At 52.4% G+C, this 19,858-nt stretch carries 17 protein-coding genes; 8 read left to right on the forward strand and 9 right to left on the reverse strand.

The genetic code is table 11. The features are described 5' to 3' along the window. Window positions 1-6 precede the first annotated feature (6 nt). The 3 genes from pagP to N1689_RS09340 form a co-directional block, all read right to left on the reverse strand. Window positions 7-567: a lipid IV(A) palmitoyltransferase PagP gene (pagP, locus tag N1689_RS09330; RefSeq protein WP_222925633.1), complete on the reverse strand. Its 561-nt coding sequence runs from the start codon at window positions 565-567 to the stop codon at window positions 7-9. A gap of 303 nt (window positions 568-870) precedes the next feature. Continuing rightward, on the reverse strand, window positions 871-2,322 hold the full coding sequence (locus N1689_RS09335; protein ID WP_161736873.1) for a sugar porter family MFS transporter: 1,452 nt from the start codon (window positions 2,320-2,322) through the stop codon (window positions 871-873). Window positions 2,323-2,521: 199 nt separating this feature from the next. Continuing rightward, window positions 2,522-3,424: a LysR substrate-binding domain-containing protein gene (locus tag N1689_RS09340; RefSeq protein WP_161736872.1), complete on the reverse strand. Its 903-nt coding sequence runs from the start codon at window positions 3,422-3,424 to the stop codon at window positions 2,522-2,524. A gap of 197 nt (window positions 3,425-3,621) precedes the next feature. Between N1689_RS09340 and N1689_RS09345 the strand changes: the two genes are divergently transcribed. From N1689_RS09345 to N1689_RS09360, 4 genes are read left to right on the forward strand one after another with little or no spacing between them, the layout of a single operon-like run. After that, the gene (locus N1689_RS09345) at window positions 3,622-4,371 is read left to right on the forward strand and encodes an SDR family NAD(P)-dependent oxidoreductase (RefSeq protein ID WP_161736871.1); all 750 of its coding nucleotides are present in this window, start codon (window positions 3,622-3,624) and stop codon (window positions 4,369-4,371) included. A 54-nt stretch (window positions 4,372-4,425) separates the two neighbouring features. Next, window positions 4,426-5,724, forward strand: a complete 1,299-nt coding sequence (locus N1689_RS09350; RefSeq protein ID WP_161736870.1) for an MFS transporter — start codon at window positions 4,426-4,428, stop codon at window positions 5,722-5,724. Between the two features lie 12 nt (window positions 5,725-5,736). Further along, window positions 5,737-6,579, forward strand: a complete 843-nt coding sequence (locus N1689_RS09355) for a transketolase (RefSeq protein ID WP_260058673.1) — start codon at window positions 5,737-5,739, stop codon at window positions 6,577-6,579. 1 nt (window position 6,580) lies between these two features. Continuing rightward, window positions 6,581-7,591, forward strand: a complete 1,011-nt coding sequence (locus N1689_RS09360) for a transketolase family protein (RefSeq protein WP_260058675.1) — start codon at window positions 6,581-6,583, stop codon at window positions 7,589-7,591. A gap of 1,090 nt (window positions 7,592-8,681) precedes the next feature. On the opposite strand, the gene N1689_RS09365 is transcribed toward N1689_RS09360, so the two are convergent. From N1689_RS09365 to N1689_RS09375, 3 genes are all read right to left on the reverse strand, one after another. Continuing rightward, complete coding sequence (locus N1689_RS09365) at window positions 8,682-9,653, reverse strand: ParB family protein (protein WP_161736379.1); 972 nt, start codon at window positions 9,651-9,653, stop codon at window positions 8,682-8,684. A gap of 7 nt (window positions 9,654-9,660) precedes the next feature. Beyond that, window positions 9,661-10,860: an AAA family ATPase gene (locus N1689_RS09370; protein ID WP_033735792.1), complete on the reverse strand. Its 1,200-nt coding sequence runs from the start codon at window positions 10,858-10,860 to the stop codon at window positions 9,661-9,663. A 1,557-nt stretch (window positions 10,861-12,417) separates the two neighbouring features. Then, window positions 12,418-13,347 (reverse strand): RepB family plasmid replication initiator protein, encoded by a 930-nt coding sequence (locus N1689_RS09375; protein ID WP_003855845.1) that lies wholly within the window; start codon window positions 13,345-13,347, stop codon window positions 12,418-12,420. A gap of 462 nt (window positions 13,348-13,809) precedes the next feature. Between N1689_RS09375 and N1689_RS09380 the strand changes: the two genes are divergently transcribed. Further along, the gene (locus tag N1689_RS09380; protein WP_260058678.1) at window positions 13,810-15,180 is read left to right on the forward strand and encodes an aldehyde dehydrogenase family protein; all 1,371 of its coding nucleotides are present in this window, start codon (window positions 13,810-13,812) and stop codon (window positions 15,178-15,180) included. Between the two features lie 3 nt (window positions 15,181-15,183). On the opposite strand, the gene N1689_RS09385 is transcribed toward N1689_RS09380, so the two are convergent. Both N1689_RS09385 and zigA read right to left on the reverse strand, forming a co-directional pair. Further along, the gene (locus N1689_RS09385; RefSeq protein WP_161736382.1) at window positions 15,184-16,362 is read right to left on the reverse strand and encodes an FAD-binding oxidoreductase; all 1,179 of its coding nucleotides are present in this window, start codon (window positions 16,360-16,362) and stop codon (window positions 15,184-15,186) included. 92 nt (window positions 16,363-16,454) lie between these two features. Beyond that, window positions 16,455-17,684 (reverse strand): zinc metallochaperone GTPase ZigA, encoded by a 1,230-nt coding sequence (gene zigA, locus N1689_RS09390; protein WP_161736383.1) that lies wholly within the window; start codon window positions 17,682-17,684, stop codon window positions 16,455-16,457. Window positions 17,685-17,802: 118 nt separating this feature from the next. On the opposite strand from zigA, the gene N1689_RS09395 reads away from it, so the two are divergent. Further along, on the forward strand, window positions 17,803-18,138 hold the full coding sequence (locus tag N1689_RS09395; RefSeq protein ID WP_260058679.1) for an ASCH domain-containing protein: 336 nt from the start codon (window positions 17,803-17,805) through the stop codon (window positions 18,136-18,138). Between the two features lie 3 nt (window positions 18,139-18,141). On the opposite strand, the gene N1689_RS09400 is transcribed toward N1689_RS09395, so the two are convergent. Next, window positions 18,142-18,690 carry a helix-turn-helix domain-containing protein gene (locus N1689_RS09400; RefSeq protein ID WP_010246810.1) on the reverse strand — a complete coding sequence of 183 codons (549 nt, stop codon included), beginning with the start codon at window positions 18,688-18,690 and terminating at the stop codon, window positions 18,142-18,144. A gap of 111 nt (window positions 18,691-18,801) precedes the next feature. On the opposite strand from N1689_RS09400, the gene N1689_RS09405 reads away from it, so the two are divergent. Together N1689_RS09405 and N1689_RS09410 are read left to right on the forward strand one after the other, a co-directional pair. Beyond that, window positions 18,802-19,470, forward strand: coding sequence for an AzlC family ABC transporter permease (locus N1689_RS09405; protein ID WP_260058680.1), 669 nt, complete (start codon window positions 18,802-18,804; stop codon window positions 19,468-19,470). Beyond that, a complete protein-coding gene (locus N1689_RS09410; protein WP_033784885.1) occupies window positions 19,467-19,790 on the forward strand; it encodes an AzlD domain-containing protein in 324 nt (107 codons plus the stop codon). Before N1689_RS09405 ends, N1689_RS09410 begins: the two co-directional genes overlap by 4 nt. Window positions 19,791-19,858 lie beyond the last annotated feature (68 nt).

The following is a 19,858-nucleotide window of genomic DNA, read 5'->3' on the forward strand; positions in this document are numbered from 1 at the left end:
GAAAAATTAAAAGGCTAAGCGAAACCACGCGAACAGCACATTGCCATTATTGTAGGTGCCGGGAATGTAAGTGAACTGGACGTTCACCGCTTTGTAACCCGCAGAGAACAGCGGCAAAATAATCGGCAGCGGAATGTAGTTGCCAAAGTCATCACGCGCGGTGATACCCGCTGTTAATCCGGCACCGAGCCGGAAGTCCTGACCGGAGCCTGGATACCATCCCTTCTCCCAGCCATAACCGATAATAGGCTGCCACTCATTGTGCGAATCTTTAAATGCCATCGCGTAAAGTGCACTCCAGTTGCCGCTGTCGCTATAGCGGGAAACCCCCAGACCACCGCCCCAGGGATTTTCGTTATAGTTATCGGTTTTTTCTTTGTCATACATGAAGCGAGCGTGCCAGCTAATAAACGGCAGGTAGAGATCGGTGTGCTGAGGCGCATTCCAGGTTTGTGCAACATCGTCAGTGAACGCATTCCACCAGGATGAAACCGGCGCATTTTCAGCATGCAATGGCGTGGCAATCAGCAGAGCAGCCACCACTGCCACAGAGTTTGATATGTTCATGGTGCATCCCGGTCAGCATGCGGAGCAGATGAAAAGTGAGTATAGCGCAGAGCCAGATTCAATCTTTGTCAACGGTCATGGTTCGCTTAAACGGCTGTTTCAACCGTCAGCGACATCTGAGGGTTAAGCCAGATTCTGGCGATTTCAGCCTGAAATCGCCAGCGATGTCCGGAAACCATCTCCAGAACTGTGCTGATTACAGTGAATGACGCCTGCTTAACTGACAGAAAGGGATACGACGTGAGGGAGTACAGATAAGGGAGGAAACCGGATTCAGCCGACGGGCCGAATCCGGTAGAGGGGTTAACAGGCTTCAGCCTCCTTCGGCTTTTCACCAAACTTCTCTTTCATGTGTGACTCAATCTCTTCCAGACTTTTACCGCGGGTCTCGGGCACCATCGCCATCACGAAAATTAGCGAGCCAACGTTAATCGCGGCAAAGATAAAGAAGGTCGTGCTGCCGGCATATTCCATGATCGGTGGGAAGCCGAACGCGACCACAGCATTGAAAATCCACTGTAATGAAACTGCGCCACCGGTTAACACACCACGCAACTGCATCGGGAACAGCTCGGACATCATCAGCCAGTAGACCGGCGAGATGCACATCTGCATGCAGAACAGGAACAGCAGAATACAGCCCAGGGCGAGATAACTCTGCATCAGGCTCGAACTCATAAAGGTCATCACGCTGCCCAACAGGATCTGTGCCGTAATCACCAGACACAGACCGGTAATAAGCATGGTACGACGCGGGAAACGGCTAATCGCCCAGATACCGACAAAGGTCGCCAGAACAGAAACCACACCGTTACCGATAGTCGCAGCAATGGAGGCGCTGGTGCCCAGGCCGGTCGACTTCAGGATGATCGGCGTGTAATACATGAAACCATTAACACCGGTAAACTGCGCGACAAAGCCGAGACCGACACCAATAATCATCAGGCGGATAACCCATTTCTCACGAATCAGGGTTTTCGCATCCGGCCCGCGTTCAGCTGCCTTCGCCTGCTTCTTCATCTGCGCCATTTCATGACGTACTTCACGTGGCGTTTCACGCAGATACTTCAGAATCTTTTTTGCCTCTTTCAGACGCCCTTCAGCCACCAGCCAGTGTGGCGATGCCGGAACGAAGAACGTGCCAACAAACAGCAGAAAACCAGGCACCATTGCAATGGCCAGCATGTAGCGCCACAGATGCTCATCATGCAGGAGATAGCTCAGAAGCGTACTGGCGACATAGGCGATGAGCTGTCCGGTGACAATCATCAGCTCATTGCGGCTTACCAGCGGCGCACGAAGACGTGGCCCGGCAATTTCCGCAATAAACACCGGCACGGTTGATGAGCCACCGCCGACAGCGATGCCCAGCAGGAAGCGCATGGCCACCATCACATTGACGGAAGGTGCCAGTGCCGTACCGAGCGAACCCAGTACAAAAATGACCGCCAGGGTGCGAAGGGTAATACGGCGGCCAAAACGGTCCGAGAAGAAACCACTGAGGAAAGAGCCGATAGCGGCACCGAACACCAGCGAAGAGGCAACAAGCCCTTCCGTGAATGAGTTCAGTCCAAGCCCCCCCTGGTCAGGTGGTGAAGTCATGTAAGGTAATGCACCCGAGATAATTCCGGTGTCATAGCCAAAAGCCAGCGCGCCCATGGTGGCAACCAGCACCACTAAAAAAATGCGCTGGCGTACCGTATCCGCAGGCGCGTGATCGCCCGCTTCCCCAGCGTCTGGTGTATTTGTACTCATAATATTCCTGCCATTAAGAAGTTAAACATCCGTTTGATTAAATTTCATACGGAATAGAAATGGAACATATTTACCGATTGGGTAAAGAAGTGTAGACGGTATTTAAAAGTTAGCTTTGGCAATGCGACTTTTAAGGTATGAATAATTACCAGCAGAAATAAACCCGCGTCATAGTGACGGGGCGGAATTTATTTTAACATCAGCTTAACGTTCTGAGTTCTTCCTGTATCCAGCTCAGGAAATGTGCAACACGAGGAAACTGCGCAAATCCACGCGGATAGACCAGATGGTGGGCGCTGACGGGCAGGCTATGCTGCTCAGTCAGCACTCTGACCAGTTTCCCGCTGCGCAGATAATCCTCTGCCAGCAACTCACTCTCAAAAATCAGACCGTGGCCTAACATTGCTGCCTCAAGACTCATATAAGAGCGGTCAAAGCGAAATAACCACTCCTTATCCGGCTGAGGAAGTTGCTGCGACGCAAACCACTGCGGCCATTGAATAAGCGGTGACTCCGATAATATCAGCGCGTGATGCATCAAATCCGCGGCCTGACTGACAGGATGCTGTTTCAGATATGCCGGTGAGGCCAGCACCGACATTTTTTCATGGCGGAGAGTTTTAATCTCAAACGCGTTCCAGTCCGGGAAGCCGTGACGTATCGCAATATCAATATTGTCCCGGCTGAAAGAGAGATTTTCATATGAGCAGGAGAGGGTAAGCTGAAACTCTGGATAGCTGTTGCGGAACTTATGGATGCGTGGCAACAGCCAGAGCAGACCGAAGCTGGGTGCGCAGTGGATCCTGAGGTTACTGCGCGCTTTCTCATTACTGATGCGCGCCGTGGCCTGCGCCAGGCCCAGCAATATCGGGCCGATCTCCCTGAGGTAATGTTCTCCCGACAGCGTGAGCGCTACGCCTTTTGCCGAACGATTAAACAGAATACAGCCCAGTTCCCGCTCCAGTTTAGCCAGCTGATGACTGGCTGCCGAGGGGGTAATATTTAATTCTTCAGCCGCCCGCGCGACATTACCAAAATGGGCCACCTGCTCAAAAACCCGCAGTGATTTAATTGAAGGTAAGTGCTCCGGCTGCTTTTCCATCCGCCTCTCCACACAGAAATTATGTGATGTGTGCCCATTTTTAAATCGCAGATTTGTTAACTGCATCAAACCAACAAATTCATTCAGCATCAAATGAATTTTTCTGCATTGCCAATATTAATCGCTTTATCAATTCTGATTGTGACCCTGCCGGTAGCGATACCGAACCACTAATAATTATTCTTCTGGAGTGGATAATGTTACTTGAAAACAAAGTTGCGATTATCACGGGTGCCGCTTCTCAGCGCGGCATTGGACGAGCCACAGCCGCCTGTTTTGCTCAGCATGGCGCGCGCGTGGTGATACTCGATTTAGATTTACAGGCGGCCCAGGCCAGCGCGCTTTCGTGTGGCGACGGGCATCTCGGCCTGGCCACCGATGTGACCGATCCGCTTTCTGTTCATCGTGCTATCGATCAGGTACTTGAGCACTACGGCCGTATTGATGTGCTGGTCAACAATGCCGGGATCACTCAGCCGGTTAAAACACTGGAAATCGGCATCGAAGATTACAACCGCATTCTGGATGTCAATCTGCGCGGTACGCTTCTGATGTCTCAGGCGGTTATCCCAACGATGCAGCAGCAAAAAAGCGGCAGTATTGTCTGTCTGTCATCTGTATCAGCTCAGCGTGGCGGCGGCATTTTCGGCGGCCCGCACTACAGCGCAGCGAAAGCAGGCGTGCTTGGCCTGACAAAAGCGATGGCGCGCGAATTCGGCCCGGACCAGATTCGTATCAATGCCCTCACGCCCGGTCTTATCCAGACCGATATCACCGGAGGCCTGTTACAGGATGAACGCCGCCATGCCATTCTCGACGGCATACCTCTCGGCCGCCTCGGAACCGCCAGCGACGTCGCGAATGCGGCGCTCTTCCTCGCCAGCGATCTCTCCGGTTATCTCACCGGCATCACGCTGGATGTGAATGGCGGCATGCTGATCCATTAATCAGCGCCCTGCCCCGCCCGCACGCCTTGCGGGCTAACTTCGGGAGTGAACACCATGACCACGCTTAATCTGAGCGCAGCCTCTGCTGCGCGCGATATCACCTATCGCAAAATTGCCTGGCGACTGATGCCCTGGCTGATGCTCTGTTATCTCTGCGCTTATCTTGATCGTGTAAACGTTGGCTTCGCAAAATTACAGATGATGGATGATTTGTCACTCAGCGAAACGGTCTACGGACTGGGTGCCGGGATCTTTTTCATCGGTTACTTCTTTTTTGAAGTGCCCAGTAATCTGATTCTGCATCGGGTCGGTGCACGTCGCTGGATTGCCCGCATTATGATTACCTGGGGTGTTATCTCAGCTCTTTTCGCCTTTGTTGAAACCGCATGGCAGTTCTACCTGCTGCGCTTTCTTCTTGGTGTGGCAGAGGCCGGACTTGCACCCGGTTTACTGCTCTACCTGACCTACTGGTTTCCCTCTCACCGTCGCGCTCGCATGACGGTTTTGTGGTTTGTCGCGATCCCACTTTCCGGGATGATTGGCGGCCCACTCTCTGGCTGGATCATGGCGACCTTCTCAGGCTTTCACGGATGGGCGGGCTGGCAATGGATGTTTATGCTGGAAGCTATCCCTACCCTTGTTATGGGATTTGTCGTGCTGCTGGTTCTGAAGGATCGGGTGGAACAGGCAGAGTGGCTGGATGACGATGAAAAACGCCGGGTGCGTGCCGATCTCGACGAAGATAATCAGCAGAAAGCCTGTCATGGCACGGTGAGAGCCTTTATTGCTGACCGTCGTCTGTGGCTGCTGGCGCTGATCTATTTCTGTGTGGTGATGGGCCAGTATGCATTAACGTTCTGGCTACCGACGCTGGTAAAAAATTCAGGCGTCAGCGAGCCTCTGCATATCGGATTACTGACCAGTCTGCCTTACCTGTGCGCCATTATCTTTATGCTACTGGCCGGACGCAGTGGCGATCGTCATCGTGAACGTCGCTGGCATCTGATTGTTCCGATGCTGGTCGGCCTCTCCGGACTCACGCTGGCAACGCTGCTCAGCCATAACGTCTCCCTGTCATTACTCTCCCTCTGTATTGCCGCTGCGGGCATTCTTTCCGCCTCATCGCTGTTCTGGATGCTGCCGACCAACCTGCTGGGTGGCGTCTCTGCTGCCGCAGGCATCGCTGCGGTGAACTGCATTGCCAATCTGGCCGGTTTTTTCTCGCCGTGGCTGATTGGCTCAATCACCACTGCAACCGGTTCCCCCGCGTCGGGAATGTATTTTATTGCTGCCGTTCTGCTGGGTGGTGCGCTATGCGTACTGCGCATTCGGGCTGCGGATGTTAATCGTTAATCTGGAGGTTATATGACTGACTCTCATCACAGTTCACACACGCTCTCATTACCGCAGCGTGCCATGAATATTCGCCGTCATGCCTTATTAATGGGGCAGATTCAGGGACAGGGCTATATCGGTCAGGCACTGGGTGCAGCCGATTTACTCGCTGTCAGCTATTTTCACGCTATGAATTACCGCGCCGATGAGCCTGAGTGGGAAGAGCGCGATCGCTTCTACCTGTCGATTGGTCACTACGCCATTGCGCTTTATGCCGCGCTGCTGGAAGCGGGCGTCATACCGGAGAAGGAACGGGAAACCTATGGCACCGATGAGAGCCGCCTGCCGATGTCCGGCATGGCCGCCTATACCCCAGGCATGGAGATCACCGGTGGTTCATTAGGTCAGGGACTAGGTATTGCCGTGGGTGCCTGTCTGGGGCTAAAGCAAAAAGGCTCACAGGCGCGAATCTATAACCTGCTTTCTGATGGCGAGCTGAATGAAGGTTCAACATGGGAAGCGGCCATGTCAGCCTCACACTGGCAGCTTGATAACCTGATCGCCATTATCGACGTCAACAATCAGCAGGCCGACGGTCACAGCAGCGAGATTCTCGCGTTCGAACCGATAGTGGACCGCTGGCAGGCTTTTGGCTGGTATACCCAGCGCGTTGATGGCAACGATATTGCTGCTTTGCAGAATGCCTTTGACGCAGCACGCAGTTGGCCTGAACCGCAGCCGCGCGTCATCATCTGCGATACCCGAATGGGTAAAGGCGTGCCGTTTCTTGAGAGCCGGGAGAAAACCCACTTCATCCGTGTTGATGCCGATGAGTGGGACAAAGCCCTGACCGCACTTGAGCAAGGAGTCTGATATGAGTTCACAACCGCAAAAAAAACGGCTGACCACTTCCGCCATGATCGCCTCGATTGCTGCTGAGGGTCAGCCCACGGTTTCTGCTCCCTTCGGGCATGCTCTTGTCGCTCTGGCAGAGCAGCGCTCAGATGTGGTGGGCCTGACAGCAGATTTAAGTAAATACACCGATCTGCACCTGTTTGCAGAAGCTTTTCCGCAGCGCTTTTACCAGATGGGAATGGCGGAACAGTTACTGATGAGTGCCGCAGCGGGCATGGCACGCGAGGGCTTTATGCCTTTTGTCACCACCTATGCTGTATTTGCTTCCCGCCGCGCCTATGATTTTATCTGCATGGCCATCGCCGAAGAGAATCTGAACGTAAAAATCGCCTGTGCGCTACCGGGCCTGACCACCGGCTATGGGCCAAGCCATCAGGCGACTGACGATCTGGCTATTTTTCGGGGTATGCCAAACCTGACAATCATCGATCCCTGCGATGCGCTGGAGATTAGCCAGGTCATCCCGGCGATTGCCGAACATCAGGGGCCGGTTTACCTGCGCCTGTTGCGCGGTAAGGTTCCGCTGGTACTGAATAAATATGATTATCGCTATAAGCACGGTAAGGCTCAGCGTCTGCGAGCGGGCAAAGATGCAGTTATTATCAGCAGCGGATTAATGACCATGCGGGCACTTGAAGCCGCTGAGGTGCTGGAAAAGCAGGGCATTGAGGTTGGTGTAGTTCACTCTCCTGTGATTAAGCCTCTGGATGAAGAGACCATCCTGCGAGAAGCAGGGGAAGCGCTGCATCATAACCAGCTGGTTATTACAGCAGAGAATCATTCAATCACGGGCGGGTTAGGCGAGGCAATTGCGGGTCTGCTAATGCGGAATCATGTGACGCCACGCTTTAAGCAGATTGCCCTGCCGGACGCATTCCTGGCTGCAGGCGCTTTACCGACGTTGCATGACCGTTATGGCATCTCTGCCGATGCGATGGTCAGGCAAATAACAGCCTGGCTTGAAGCCTGATTCATAGCAAAACCGGGCCTGGCCCGGTTTTGTATCGTTTTTACCGCACCAGATACCTATCCTGTTATCGCCTTCATCGTACGCATTCCGCAGGCAATGTGACGATTGCCGTGATCAACGCTGGCTGCGCATCAACAGGTTCTCATGGATTCGCCAGCCATTTATCTATGCCGATCATCCTCTTTGACTCCCCATTCACTGTAAACAGCTTTCCGGTAGGTCATGTCCCTTTCCTGAGTGGCACGGTTATCTATTTCTACCGTTGAGCACATGCTTTCATCGGGTTTACTCAATACAGTGAATCTGTCTGAAGTAGCCGATTTCAGATAGCTGGCGCGATCACGTCCAATCCTGCTCATGTCGTTCGCATCAACAGAAAAATAATTTTAGCCGGATGAGAAAGTTATCCACTTTTTCTGTGGATAAGTGAGGGATATTTTCTGAGTATCTTTTTTCACTCTGAGAAGATGCCTTTGCTGTTAGCAGGCTGCACTGCAATTAAGATCTCAATAAAGCAGTTATAAGCGGTAACCAGGATGATTTTTAGCAGGTTGCGTGGCGATTTCAGGCTGAAATTTATAGTTATTTCCCATTATAAACAGTGAGTTAATGGTTAAATTTCGCTGGCGGATAGCATAGCTGTAAAAGGGCTTGCAGAGAAAGCATCAGCCGATATGAAGCAGTTGCGCAGGAACTAAGGTCTGGTGAGAAGTAACTGGTCACTAATGAACCAGCACCTGAAAATCTTTGCTTGCAATTCGTGATGGCTGAATACGCACAGGCAGCATCAGAACCCTTTAGGGGTGACAACAGAATTTGAATCCGCTTTTGCCATTACAGGCAATTCATGGATTCAAAGGCTGCCAGTAACGCTGGCGACATGTTTCAGGGTAATGGCGATTTCACAGGAATCAGATTAAATACCAGCTTATATAATTTCAATAAATTCAGTTATTTACATTTAAAATTACTATTGAAAACCTGGCGATTTCAGTCTGAAATTCGGGTTTTATGCATCTTCCAGCATATTGAGTTAATCGGGCAATAAAAAAGCCAGCGTCAGACGCTGGCTTTTTTGGATGCATGTAAATCAACGATTGAGATATTTCTTCAGGGTCTCAGCAATGACTTTATCCAGCTCTTCCTGCAACTCTTTCGACTGCCGGTTAAATTCATAGCTGAACATCCGACCGCGTACCTTCTTACGTGCAAAACGATCTTTATCAGCAAAAGACCAGAGCGCAGTCGCCTGTGTTTTATCTTTCTCAGGCTCTTTCATCAACGTCTGGCTACCCTGTCGAATCAGACGCAGAATGTGATTTTTCAGCTCATCCTCGGCAAGCCCTTCGCGGGCGCAAACCACATCTATCTCCCGCGAGATAGAATTAATCAGAGCTTCAACGCTTTGCCCAGATTCACTCAATTTGTCAGCCGCCTGTAACAGCGCTTTGTAATCAGGATAAGTCAGCTCAGCATGATTAGGGAAAAGTGAAATCAAATCGGACGGAACGCTGGCTGCCTGAAGAGCACGTGTGACCTTCGCCTGCGATAATCCCTGATTTTCAGCGATCTCTTTTTGCGACAGACCACCATCTTTTAACGCCAGCAGGCGCATTCCTACTTCCCGCAGATTGTGTTCGCGTGCCGTCTGAATATCCTGCGCCAGTCTGCGGGCTTCATCGGCAGTAATAGCGGCATCAGTGACCAGTACGTCCAGCCCGGTTTTGCAGTAAAGCGCAGCCGCACGCCGACGTGAACCGTCAAGAATCTCAATGCGGTCATCGCGCATTACGCCAATGGCCGGGAAGAACTGCTGAAGCTTAATGGTGCGGATAATATCCCGCAGTGAATCGGGTGTCAGCCCGGCCTGATCGCGACCATTGGTTTCCATTGTGACGAATGTCTTGTTTTCAACATCACTGGCGGGAATGCGTTCAAAACGAAACAGGGCGCGCTTGCCCGTAGCCAGAACGAATGTCTGATTATGCTGACTATCTGGCGTCTCATTTTCCAGCGGAGTCTGGCTGAAGGTTCTGCCAATCGTGATTCTTTTTGCGCTCATACAAACCTCAGTTCAGGCGAATAAATTCGATACGGTCAAAGACGGCTTTTGCAAAGTCCTCTGCAGCAGATCTTGCATTTTTCAACGCTTCACTGCTGCCGACATAAGTCGAAGGATTTGCGGAGATGACCGTATCAAAGGATTCGCCGCAACGTTCGAAGCCATCAAGGCGGGGAAGGGCTGCATCAAGCATGTCACCACCAAAAATCTCTTTTGCCAGGCTATGACAGAGCTTATGGTCTGCTTTATTCGATAGCTTAGACATGAAGCCAATGTTGCCCTGCAGGCGACAGGTGGCGCCGGAATCCTCAATGATCGCAATCAGTTCCGGCAGACGCGTCAGGTATTTAAGCGTGGAATGAAAGTCGACCTGAGCCGGTGGTACCGGCGTCATCAGCAGATCAGAGGCCGCAATGGCGTTCTTCAGGAAAGCATCAAGATGCGGGCCGCTGTCGATAAAGATAAAGTCATAATCTTTCTTCAGTTTGGCAATGACGTTGTCATACAGCACGGCATGAACATTTTGCTGCGGCAAATGTTCAGCGCAAAGCTGGTCCCAGCTTGAGGCGATAAAGGCGTCATCAATTGAGGCAGGCAGCACATCGACACCCGGAATAATCGACGGAACGATAAATTCGTTCACAAGCTCATCACGGGTGACATTCTGCAGCATTGCCTGTGCCGCTGTCGCTTCCACCAGCCCTACTGAACGTTCATGGTTTAAAAACATGGTTGCTGAGGACTGTGGATCAAGGTCAATCACTAAAATACGTAAATCTTCAAACAGCAGATGAGGATGGGCACGAAGTGCATGAGCCAGCGAAACGGTAGAAACCGTTTTAGACACGCCGCCCTTCAGATTACCAACAAAAATGGTGTAAGCATCACTGTGGCGATCGCGATATTTCGGCACGCCTCGATGATGATAGATATCGATAATGTTCTGAATCGACATCGCATATTTAACAGAAGATCCGGCCGCACGTTTATCAAACTGATAACCACTTTCTTCCATCTCATTTACAGCATAATCAACGCTGGCTCGTGTCAGTTTGGGCAACTTTGCTAACGCCGCTTTGGCGTAAACCTGATAGTACGTATTTTCATGCAATTCCTGCTTTTGCGCCTGAATCTGATCGGTAAGGCTTAGTAGCATGCGTTCAGAACGCTGTGCAACTTTCATCACCTGCTTGTCATCGTTAGCCATCGTTGCTCCAAACATGTAGGATTTATGACTTTATACAGAATTCCTGCACGTGAGGCAATAAATTATCTTTTCCACATAATCTTCGTTTTTATGTAACACCACGGTTTTTGTTGCGGTTCATCACACTATTACTTCTGGCCTGCCAATTTACGCAATTCAAATGCGAACAGCGTTCACTATAATCAGCAGAACATTCACTGTAATCAGTAGAAATCGATCCGCAGAGTGAGCAGGGAAAATGGATTGTACAAAGCGCATTGATGCGTCTGAATGTTCACTGTAATCAGTAAAGTCAGTTCTGTATCAGGTGGCTTACCGGAGGACTTATGGTAGTGGTGCAAAAGACAAACCGCATTCAAAAGCCCATGCGGTAAAGCCGGGCTGATGCCTGGCGCTGAACGAGCCAAACGTTCACTGTAATCAGTAGGGTCATTTCAAATACCCATGCAGAAATCACGTTCACTGTAATCAGTAAAGTTGCGCATGAAATAGCAGGACAGGAAGCTGAACCGAATAAACGTTCACTGTAGTCAGGGGTGGGGAGCGGGTAAATTCTGTCTGGTTCATTAAAGCATCGGAAGCTGATGAGATAACAGACAACTGCAGTCCGGGAGCCCCAATGGATCAGCGGGGATGTAAAAGTCTGTACGATAACGTTCACTGTAATCAGTAACCCAGGGGATAGCGAACATTCACTATAATCAGTAGAAAAGGAACCTTGCCACCGTACATTCACTGTAATCAGCAGAAGCGTCAGTTCAGTTCGACCGGAATTGAGGATAGTAAGGCTGCGATTCGGAAATGGATACCTCCGTGGACATTGCTTCTGGTAACGCTCAGGCCAGCAGACATCAACACCTGCACTTGATTATGTCATCACTGCTATCCCACAAATATTCACTATAAACAGTAGAAACAGCAAAGCGTTGCGTCAAATTTAAGCTAACATTCACTATATTCAGCAAAGTATTCACTGTAATCAGTAAAGCAGCATTCCTGAGTTTAATCGTGGAGAAGACAGCTCCGCGCTACAACATTCACTGTAATGAGTAACCGACAGGGGAATACGCAGCACGTCGGTGCTACGACGATGCCAGTCGGCAAACATTCACTGTAATCAGTAACAGTGTCACGCTTGCAGTAATGATAAGTTAAAGCCCTCCATACAGGACGCACGTCAGCCGTGATGAACATGAGTACTGACATTCACTGTAATCAGTAAGCTGCTCAACGGGAATCAGCAAAAAGAGGCGCTGTCCTGCCTGAATCAGAACGTTCACTGTAATCAGCAAAGCCGATTCTGGAAGGAACTAATCGATTAGTATGTAAGCACACACTTACTTCTTAAACCTTATGGCAAAGCACGACAGGAAAAGAGGGGAGGAGGACATGATTTAAAACGTGCCCGTTTTACTGATTACAGTGAACGTTACTGATTGCAGTGAACAGAAGTGGAGTACTGATTACAGTGAATGTGAGAGGAAGGATGCAATGTCACCGGCCACGATAAAAGTGACACTGCCACGCAGAAATGCTGATTACAGTGAACGTCAGGAATTAATCCTCAAACTCAATCTCATCCAGTGAATCGATGCTCTCCAGATTACCGATGCCATCAAGTTTAGGTGTGCGGCTATGAATAATGAAAAAGACTGAGCGGCCACGCTTCACTTCTGAATAATCCAGATAACCAATCTCTTTCAGTTGCTCCATCGCACGCCGCACCACATGATTCTGCGTGGTGGTCTTTGAGCCGAGATTAAGACGCATACGCAAGCGTGCCAACGATATCGGTGCCGGATTGGTCGGCAGGCTCTCAAGGAAGGTGTAGAGCGCCTGTGCAGACTCTTTACGCTTGAGGCGGGAGATTGCCCGGAGCTGAAGCAGCACCTTGTGGTCGAAGTTGTAGAGTTCGAACAACTTAGGGTCGGCCTGAATCCGCACAATATCTTTTTCACGGTCATAATAAGCAGACTGAACAAGGTGGGTATGATACGCCTTGCCGTTGCCTTCAAATGAGAGCGTATTGGTCGCAATGCGGCGCAGAGAGGCATCCAGGCGCTTACGCAGCGCGGCAGACGAGTTGGCAGAGGGAATGCCGCACATCTTCACAAAGTCGATAAACGGCAGTGTGACGGTATCGCCTTTGGTCGGATAGCGCGAAAAGGACTGAATAATGCCTGCCCAGGTTTTGAAATCGTTATCCATATCCAGCCGTGCGCCGGTAATGGTAATCTTTTCGTAGCCTTCCGCTTTCACCAGCGTCAGATTCTTCAGCTCTTTCGTCGCATCCGTTGATGCCATAGCGCCGGATTTACCACGTGCGGTTGATTTCAGCGTCGGCACGAACAGTCCAAGACGCATCAATGCCACCGGCTGAACGGTATTATTCTTGTTGGGATGAAGCTGAATAACTTCGCCACTGTTTTTGGTCACTGACAGAAAAGGTTCAAGTAACGCTTTGTTTTCGTTGTCTTTATCTGCCATGGCTTAGGATCTTCATTCTGTGGATGAAAGGGATCGTTTTCTGACTACAGTGAACATTAGCACTGTTTACAGTGAACATTCTACCTGGTACAGTGAATAAAGTACTGATTACAGTGAACACTTTACTGATTATAGTGAACGCGATCACCCTTTGAGCCCTTGCGGGGTGCGGCCTGCGACGATCGGGGATCTCTTAGGATCTCTCTATGATCTATTAAGGATCGTTTTTTAGGATCGGGTCAGTGTATAAGTGGATAACTGACTGGCAGGTATGATTTTCAGACTCACAGACAGGTTGCGTAATAGCCCCATCTTCGCAACCCCTTCACACTTCCTGAACATCGCCTGTGCAATTCTGACATTCTCAATCGATAAACAACTTCCTCACTATTATTCATTTTTCATCATTAACTACAGCGTGTATCGTTTCTCAATTACTGAACGAATGAGGAATACAGCACCATGACTGAACATGCTCTATCACGTAACCCGGCAACAGGTGAAATTCTGGCACGCTATCCTCTGCAGAACAGCACCGAACTGGAACAGACACTGACAGAAAGCACTTCCGCTTTTGCAGCATGGCAGCACAGCAATATGAGTGACCGGGTGCGCGTATTACGTCAGCTCGGCGAACAGATCCGTCTGAGAGAACAGGATCTTTCTCGCATGATTACGCTGGAAATGGGTAAACCCATTGCACAGGCTCGCGCTGAAGTACTGAAATGTGCAAATTTGTGCGACTGGTATGCAGAATATGGCCCGGCAATGCTGGCCGATCAGCCCACTCAGATTACCGATGCGTGGCAGCGATTCCGTCCCATTGGGGTGATCCTGGCTGTCATGCCATGGAATTTCCCCCTGTGGCAGGTTCTGCGGGGCGCAGTCAGTATGTTGCTGGCAGGCAACACCTATCTGCTTAAACACGCGCCTAACGTCATGGGAAGCGCCACACTGATGGCTGAACTGTTCAGGGCAACCGATCTGCCTGCTGGCAGCTTTAACCTGATAAACGTCGACAACGACGGTGTCTCCGTCGCGATTAAAGATGACCGCATTGCTGCCGTCGCGGTTACCGGCAGCGTACGGGCAGGTGCAGCCATCGCGGCTCAGGCAGGTGCAGCGCTCAAGAAAACGGTACTGGAACTGGGTGGATCCGATCCCTTTATCGTGCTGGCGGATGCCGATCTTGATGAAGCGGTTAAATCTGCCGTTATTGGACGTTTCCAGAATACCGGGCAGGTGTGTATGGCTGCCAAACGCTTTATTGTTGAAGCTCCAATCGCTGAAGAATTTGAAAAACGCTTCACTGCCGCGGTCCAGGCACTCACCATGGGCGATCCGCTGGATGAAAGCACTTTTCTGGGTCCGATGGCACGCGCCGATCTGCGCGATGAACTGGATGGACAGGTGAAAGCAACACTACGTGAAGGTGCGCGTCTGGTGCTGGGTGGCGAGAAGGTGGCAGGGCAGGGTAACTACTATGCGCCAACCATTCTCGCTGATGTTACCAGCACCATGACCGCGTTCAGGCAGGAGCTGTTTGGTCCGGTCGCGGCCATTGCCGTAGCACGGGATCCTCAGCATGCGCTGGAGATTGCCAATGACAGCGAATTTGGCCTCAGTGCTACCGTCTGGAGCGGTAACGAAGAAACTGCTGATCGGCTGGCACTGCAGCTGGAAGTCGGTGCCGTGTTTATTAATGGCAACGGCGCGTCCGATCCGCGCGTTACCATTGGTGGCGTCAAGAAAAGTGGCTATGGTCGTGAGCTGTCACACTTTGGTGTGCACGAATTCTGTAACGTGCAGACCGTGTGGAAAAACCGCCGCTAGTTTTTACTGCGCTGCCGGAAGATAGGCAGGCGCCGTTTTAGCGACCTCACTGAGCGGGCGCAGCAACCGATGCGGGGCAAACCCACTCAGCATCGGTGAAGGTGTACCGCTCAGCATCTCCTCAGCCACCAGTCTGCCCAGTAAGGGGGCAAGGGTCATGCCACTATGACTGACCATCAGATAAACGCGTGCTGACTCACTGATGTAGCCCAGTGCGGGCAATCCATCTGCCGGGCGCGATCGCTGTCCTGTTTCAATCCGCTCAATTCTCGCGCCTTCGGTGTTTTTAAACAGCCGCCGCAACCGACGCAGCATCTCTTTGCCAATCAGTCCATCCGGCGAGACCGGCCGCGCAGGATCGGCGTGCTGATCCAGATCCAGCGCCTGCAGCATCAGGCGACCACCTCCATCCGGCCGCACATTCAGTTCCGGGGTAATCAGATTGCATCTAAGTGGGATCGGCAAAGGCTGCGTCTGCGCCAGAAAACTGCAGGCAACAGGATCGGCGCGGTTCGCATCGGTCATCGCCAGTTCAAGCCCGCACTGACTTATCAGTTCCGGCGCCCAACGGCCGGTTGCCAGCACCAACTGATCGCCGCGCCATTCATCCCCACTGGCCAGCGTAAGATGGACATCCTGCGCCGATTCAGTCAGCGTCGTCACTTCATTATTGCAGACCAGCTGCCCGCCACTGGTACGCAGATCAGCCAGCAGAGAGGCGATAAACAGGCTGGGATAGAGCAGGCACTCCGAAGGGAAAGACCAGGCGTGCTGAACGCGGGGATCGAGCCGCAACTCAGGCATTGCTCCCAGTAGTGCGGCGCGGCTACGTTTCTCTACGGGATAATCGAGCGTCGTAAGCTTTGCTGCGCGCTGCGCCAGCTGACGCAGGGATAATTCATCGGCTGCCCACTCCAGCGTGCCGGTTTCCAGCAGCCATCGGGGCGATGCAGGATGACTGGCCTGCCAGCGCTTATGCTCGTCTATCGCATGGGCATTAAGATCATGGTAGCTGGTGGGTTCTTTGCCGTTGGCATTGACCCAGGCGTAGCTGATCTGACTGGTTCCGTTGCCAGGATAGTTTTTATCGAAGACGGTGACCTGTGCGCCCCGTCGCGACAATGACTGCGCGACGGCTAAACCCAGCACGCCTGCACCGATTACAGCAATACGTTGTGGCATATCTGGTCTCTCCTGAACAGGGATTAGTGAAAAACTGCTACCCGCCGGTTCGCTTACTATTGCGAAGTCAAAGAAGTACGTCAACCGCTACGTCAGGCGGTGGTTTCATCGAACCACGCGGGCACCGGATCGGCCAGAGTGATCCACTGTTCAGGCCCCGCAGCCATCTCCTGTGGTGTCAGCAACGCATGATCCAGCGCGGCACGGACGCTCTTCTCGTCCATCTCAATGCCGATAAAGACCAGCTCCTGGCGCGCGTCGCCGGTACCTTCCTGCCACTGTTCAGCGATAAAGTTGAGCGAATCCGCATCCTGTGGCCATTCAGTTCGCGGCACGCTGACCCACCAGCGCCCGGCATAACCCTGACGTGCCACTGCGCCCGCCTGCGACCACATCGCGGCATATTCCGGCCGACTGGCCAGCCAGAAGTAGCCTTTAGAGCGGATAACGCCATCAAGCTGGTGGTTTACTGCATGCCAGAAACGCTGCGGATGGAACGGACGACGGGCGCGATAGACAAAGTTACGAATGCCATACTCCTCCGATTCCGGTTGATGCTCACCGCGCAGGGTCTGCAGCCAGCCGGGTGCCTGCGCTGCCCGGTCAAAATCAAACCGGCCGGTATTCAGCAGGCAGTCCAGCGGAACCTGCCCAAACTCACTGTTCACAATAAGCGCATGCGGATTAAGCGCCTGCAGCATGCCCTTCAACTGGTGCAGCTGCGCCGGGCTGAGCAGGTCCGTTTTGTTCAGCACCAGCAAATCACAAAACTCAATCTGATCCACCAGCAGATCAACCACGGATCGCTCATCCTGCTCGCCCAGCGACTCACCGCGCGACTGAAGATCATCGACTGAACGGTAATCGCGCAGGAAGTTAAAGCCATCCACCACGGTAATCATGCTATCCAGCCGGGCATAGGCTGAAAGACTTTCACCCGCTTCATCTTCAAACGTAAAGGTTTCGGCGACCGGCAGCGGTTCAGAAATACCGGTAGACTCAATCACCAGGTGATCGAAACGTCCGGCCTGAGCCAGACGTTTTACCTCCAGTAGCAGATCTTCTCGCAACGTGCAGCAGATACAGCCGTTACTCATTTCGACCAGCTTTTCGTCGGTGCGGGAGAGCTGCGCACCGCCATCGCGCACCAGCGCAGCATCAATATTAATTTCAGACATATCATTGACGATCACCGCGATGCGACGTCCTTCGCGGTTGTTCAGAATATGATTAAGCAGGGTAGTTTTACCGGCACCGAGAAAGCCAGAGAGAACGGCAACCGGCAGACGGGGATCGTCTGATGTCAGAGCAGAGAGTGTCATGGTGCTACCTGTAAGAATGCAATTAAAGATATGTTATAACATAACATTTATGGATTTGTTTTCAACCCGGATTTGTGCTTTTGTTTCGGGTATCAAAGAGCGTTTAAAAGGAGCGGAAATGCAACAACTCACGCTTGTCCCGCGTCTGATGCCAGCCGTCAGGTGCGGAGAGAAAACCTCGACGATTCGCTGGCAGGAGGGCCATATCACCATTGGCCCGCTGAGACTGGTGAATCAGCAGGATGAAAATGACGCGGTAATCGTGTCGGTGACGCAGGTCGACACGCTGCGCTTAAGCGAAGTCGCCGCAATGCTGGGAAAACAGGAGGAATGGCCTGATGAGGTGCTGCTGGAAGGGATGCGCGAGCACTATCCGGAGATCAGGCTGAGCAGTGAGGTGCAGCTAATCACTCACCTCACGCCCGCAGAAACCCTGCAGAAGCTCCCTGAATAGTGATCAGCTGTGCTCAATCACCAGCAGCGCCATCGTATCGGCTTCCAGCGCCCGAAAGATATGCAGCTCGTCGCCCGGATAGGTAATGTAATCACCCACATCCAGCTCTACGGCGCTGTCCACCGGCCCCACCAGCGCCCGACCTTTAGCAATAATAATATGCTCTATAGTATTGGGAATATGGGGCTGCGATATGCGCTCACTGCCAGGCTGAACCTCCAGCAGATAGATATCACGCCGGACGCCAGGCGGGCAGGATGCCAGCAGAACCGCCTGATAGTCTGCCAGATCGGCGGTTACTGTCAGGCCCTCTCCACGGCGGATCACCTGCAGACGACGCGCATCCGGCTCCAGCAGCCGTGAAAACGGAATATTCAGCGTTACGCACAGTGACCACAGCGTCTCAATGCCCGGATTGCCATTACCCGCCTCCAGCTGTGAGAGCGTTGATTTGGCGATACCGGCGCGGCGCGCGACTTCGGCCAGTGACAGGCCGGCTCGCTGACGTTCACGCACTAAGGCATTGGCAATGATGCTGATAGGGGTATTCAAACGCACTCCTGATAAACGAAAAGTTTTTTATAACGAACGAATTGTTCGGCTTGTAAAGCGACGCTGCAGTGTTCATTATATCGGATTATATGTTCATTATGAGACAGAGAAATGCTTTTTCCGCAAATGCAGTTGCTGGACAAAGGGGTGATCAAAGCGATTTTTCTGGTCTGCCTGGCTGATGGAATTGTCGGTTTATCCTATGGCTCGCTGGCCTCCGCCGACGGGTTTCCGCTCTGGGTACCGCTGGCGCTGTCAACGCTGGTGCTGGCAGGTGCGTCTGAGTTTCTGTTTATCGGCATCGTGGCTGGCGGCGGCAGTCCCTTTACCGCGGCCGCTGCGGGCCTGCTGGTGAATGCACGTCATCTCCCTTTTGGCATTGCGGTCAAAGATCTGGTGGGAAAGGGTTCCCTGGGCTGGTTTGGCTGTCACATTATGAATGATGAAAGCGTGGTGTTTGGTATCTCACAACCACAGCTTGCCCAGCGTCGCAGCGCGTACTGGCTGTGCGGCATCGGTATCGGCTTAATCTGGCCGGTGAGTGTTATGATCGGGGCGGCGATTGGTCAGTTTATTCCTGATGTCTCAATGATTGGGCTGGATGCGGTGTTTCCGGCGATCCTGATTGCTCTGATCTTCCCGGCGCTGCGCCAGCGCCGAACCAGAATCCCCGCCACCGTCGGCGCGCTGCTCTCCTTACTGGCGACGCCGCTGGTTCCGGCGGGCATGCCAGTACTGTTCTCGCTGCTGGGCCTGCTGACATGGAGATCGCGCAAATGACGCATCAGGGAATGATCATTGCCGGCATCGCCATGCTGGCCGCCGGAACGTATCTGATGCGCTTTGCCGGTGTCAGGCTGGGAAATCGTCTGCCTATCAGCGAGCGCACTCAGCAGATGCTCTCCGACGCTGCCACGGTGTTACTGCTGGCCGTCGCGGCGACCACCACGCTGTTTGAAGGCCAGCATTTTGCCGGTGTGGCACGGGTGGCGGGCGTGGGGTTTGCCCTGTTGCTGGCCTGGCGTCGGGCTCCACTGATTGTCATTATTCTGGGGGCGGCAGCGATGACCGCGCTGTTGCGTTTTCTCGGCGTGGCCTGATGCTGCTTTACACGACTTCCCCGGACATCACTGTAAAGCGCCTCCAGCGCCCAGGATTGCTATCTGAC

This window comes from Pantoea sp. XY16 (genome assembly GCF_025153065.1).
Taxonomy (GTDB): Bacteria; Pseudomonadota; Gammaproteobacteria; order Enterobacterales; family Enterobacteriaceae; genus Pantoea; species Pantoea alfalfae.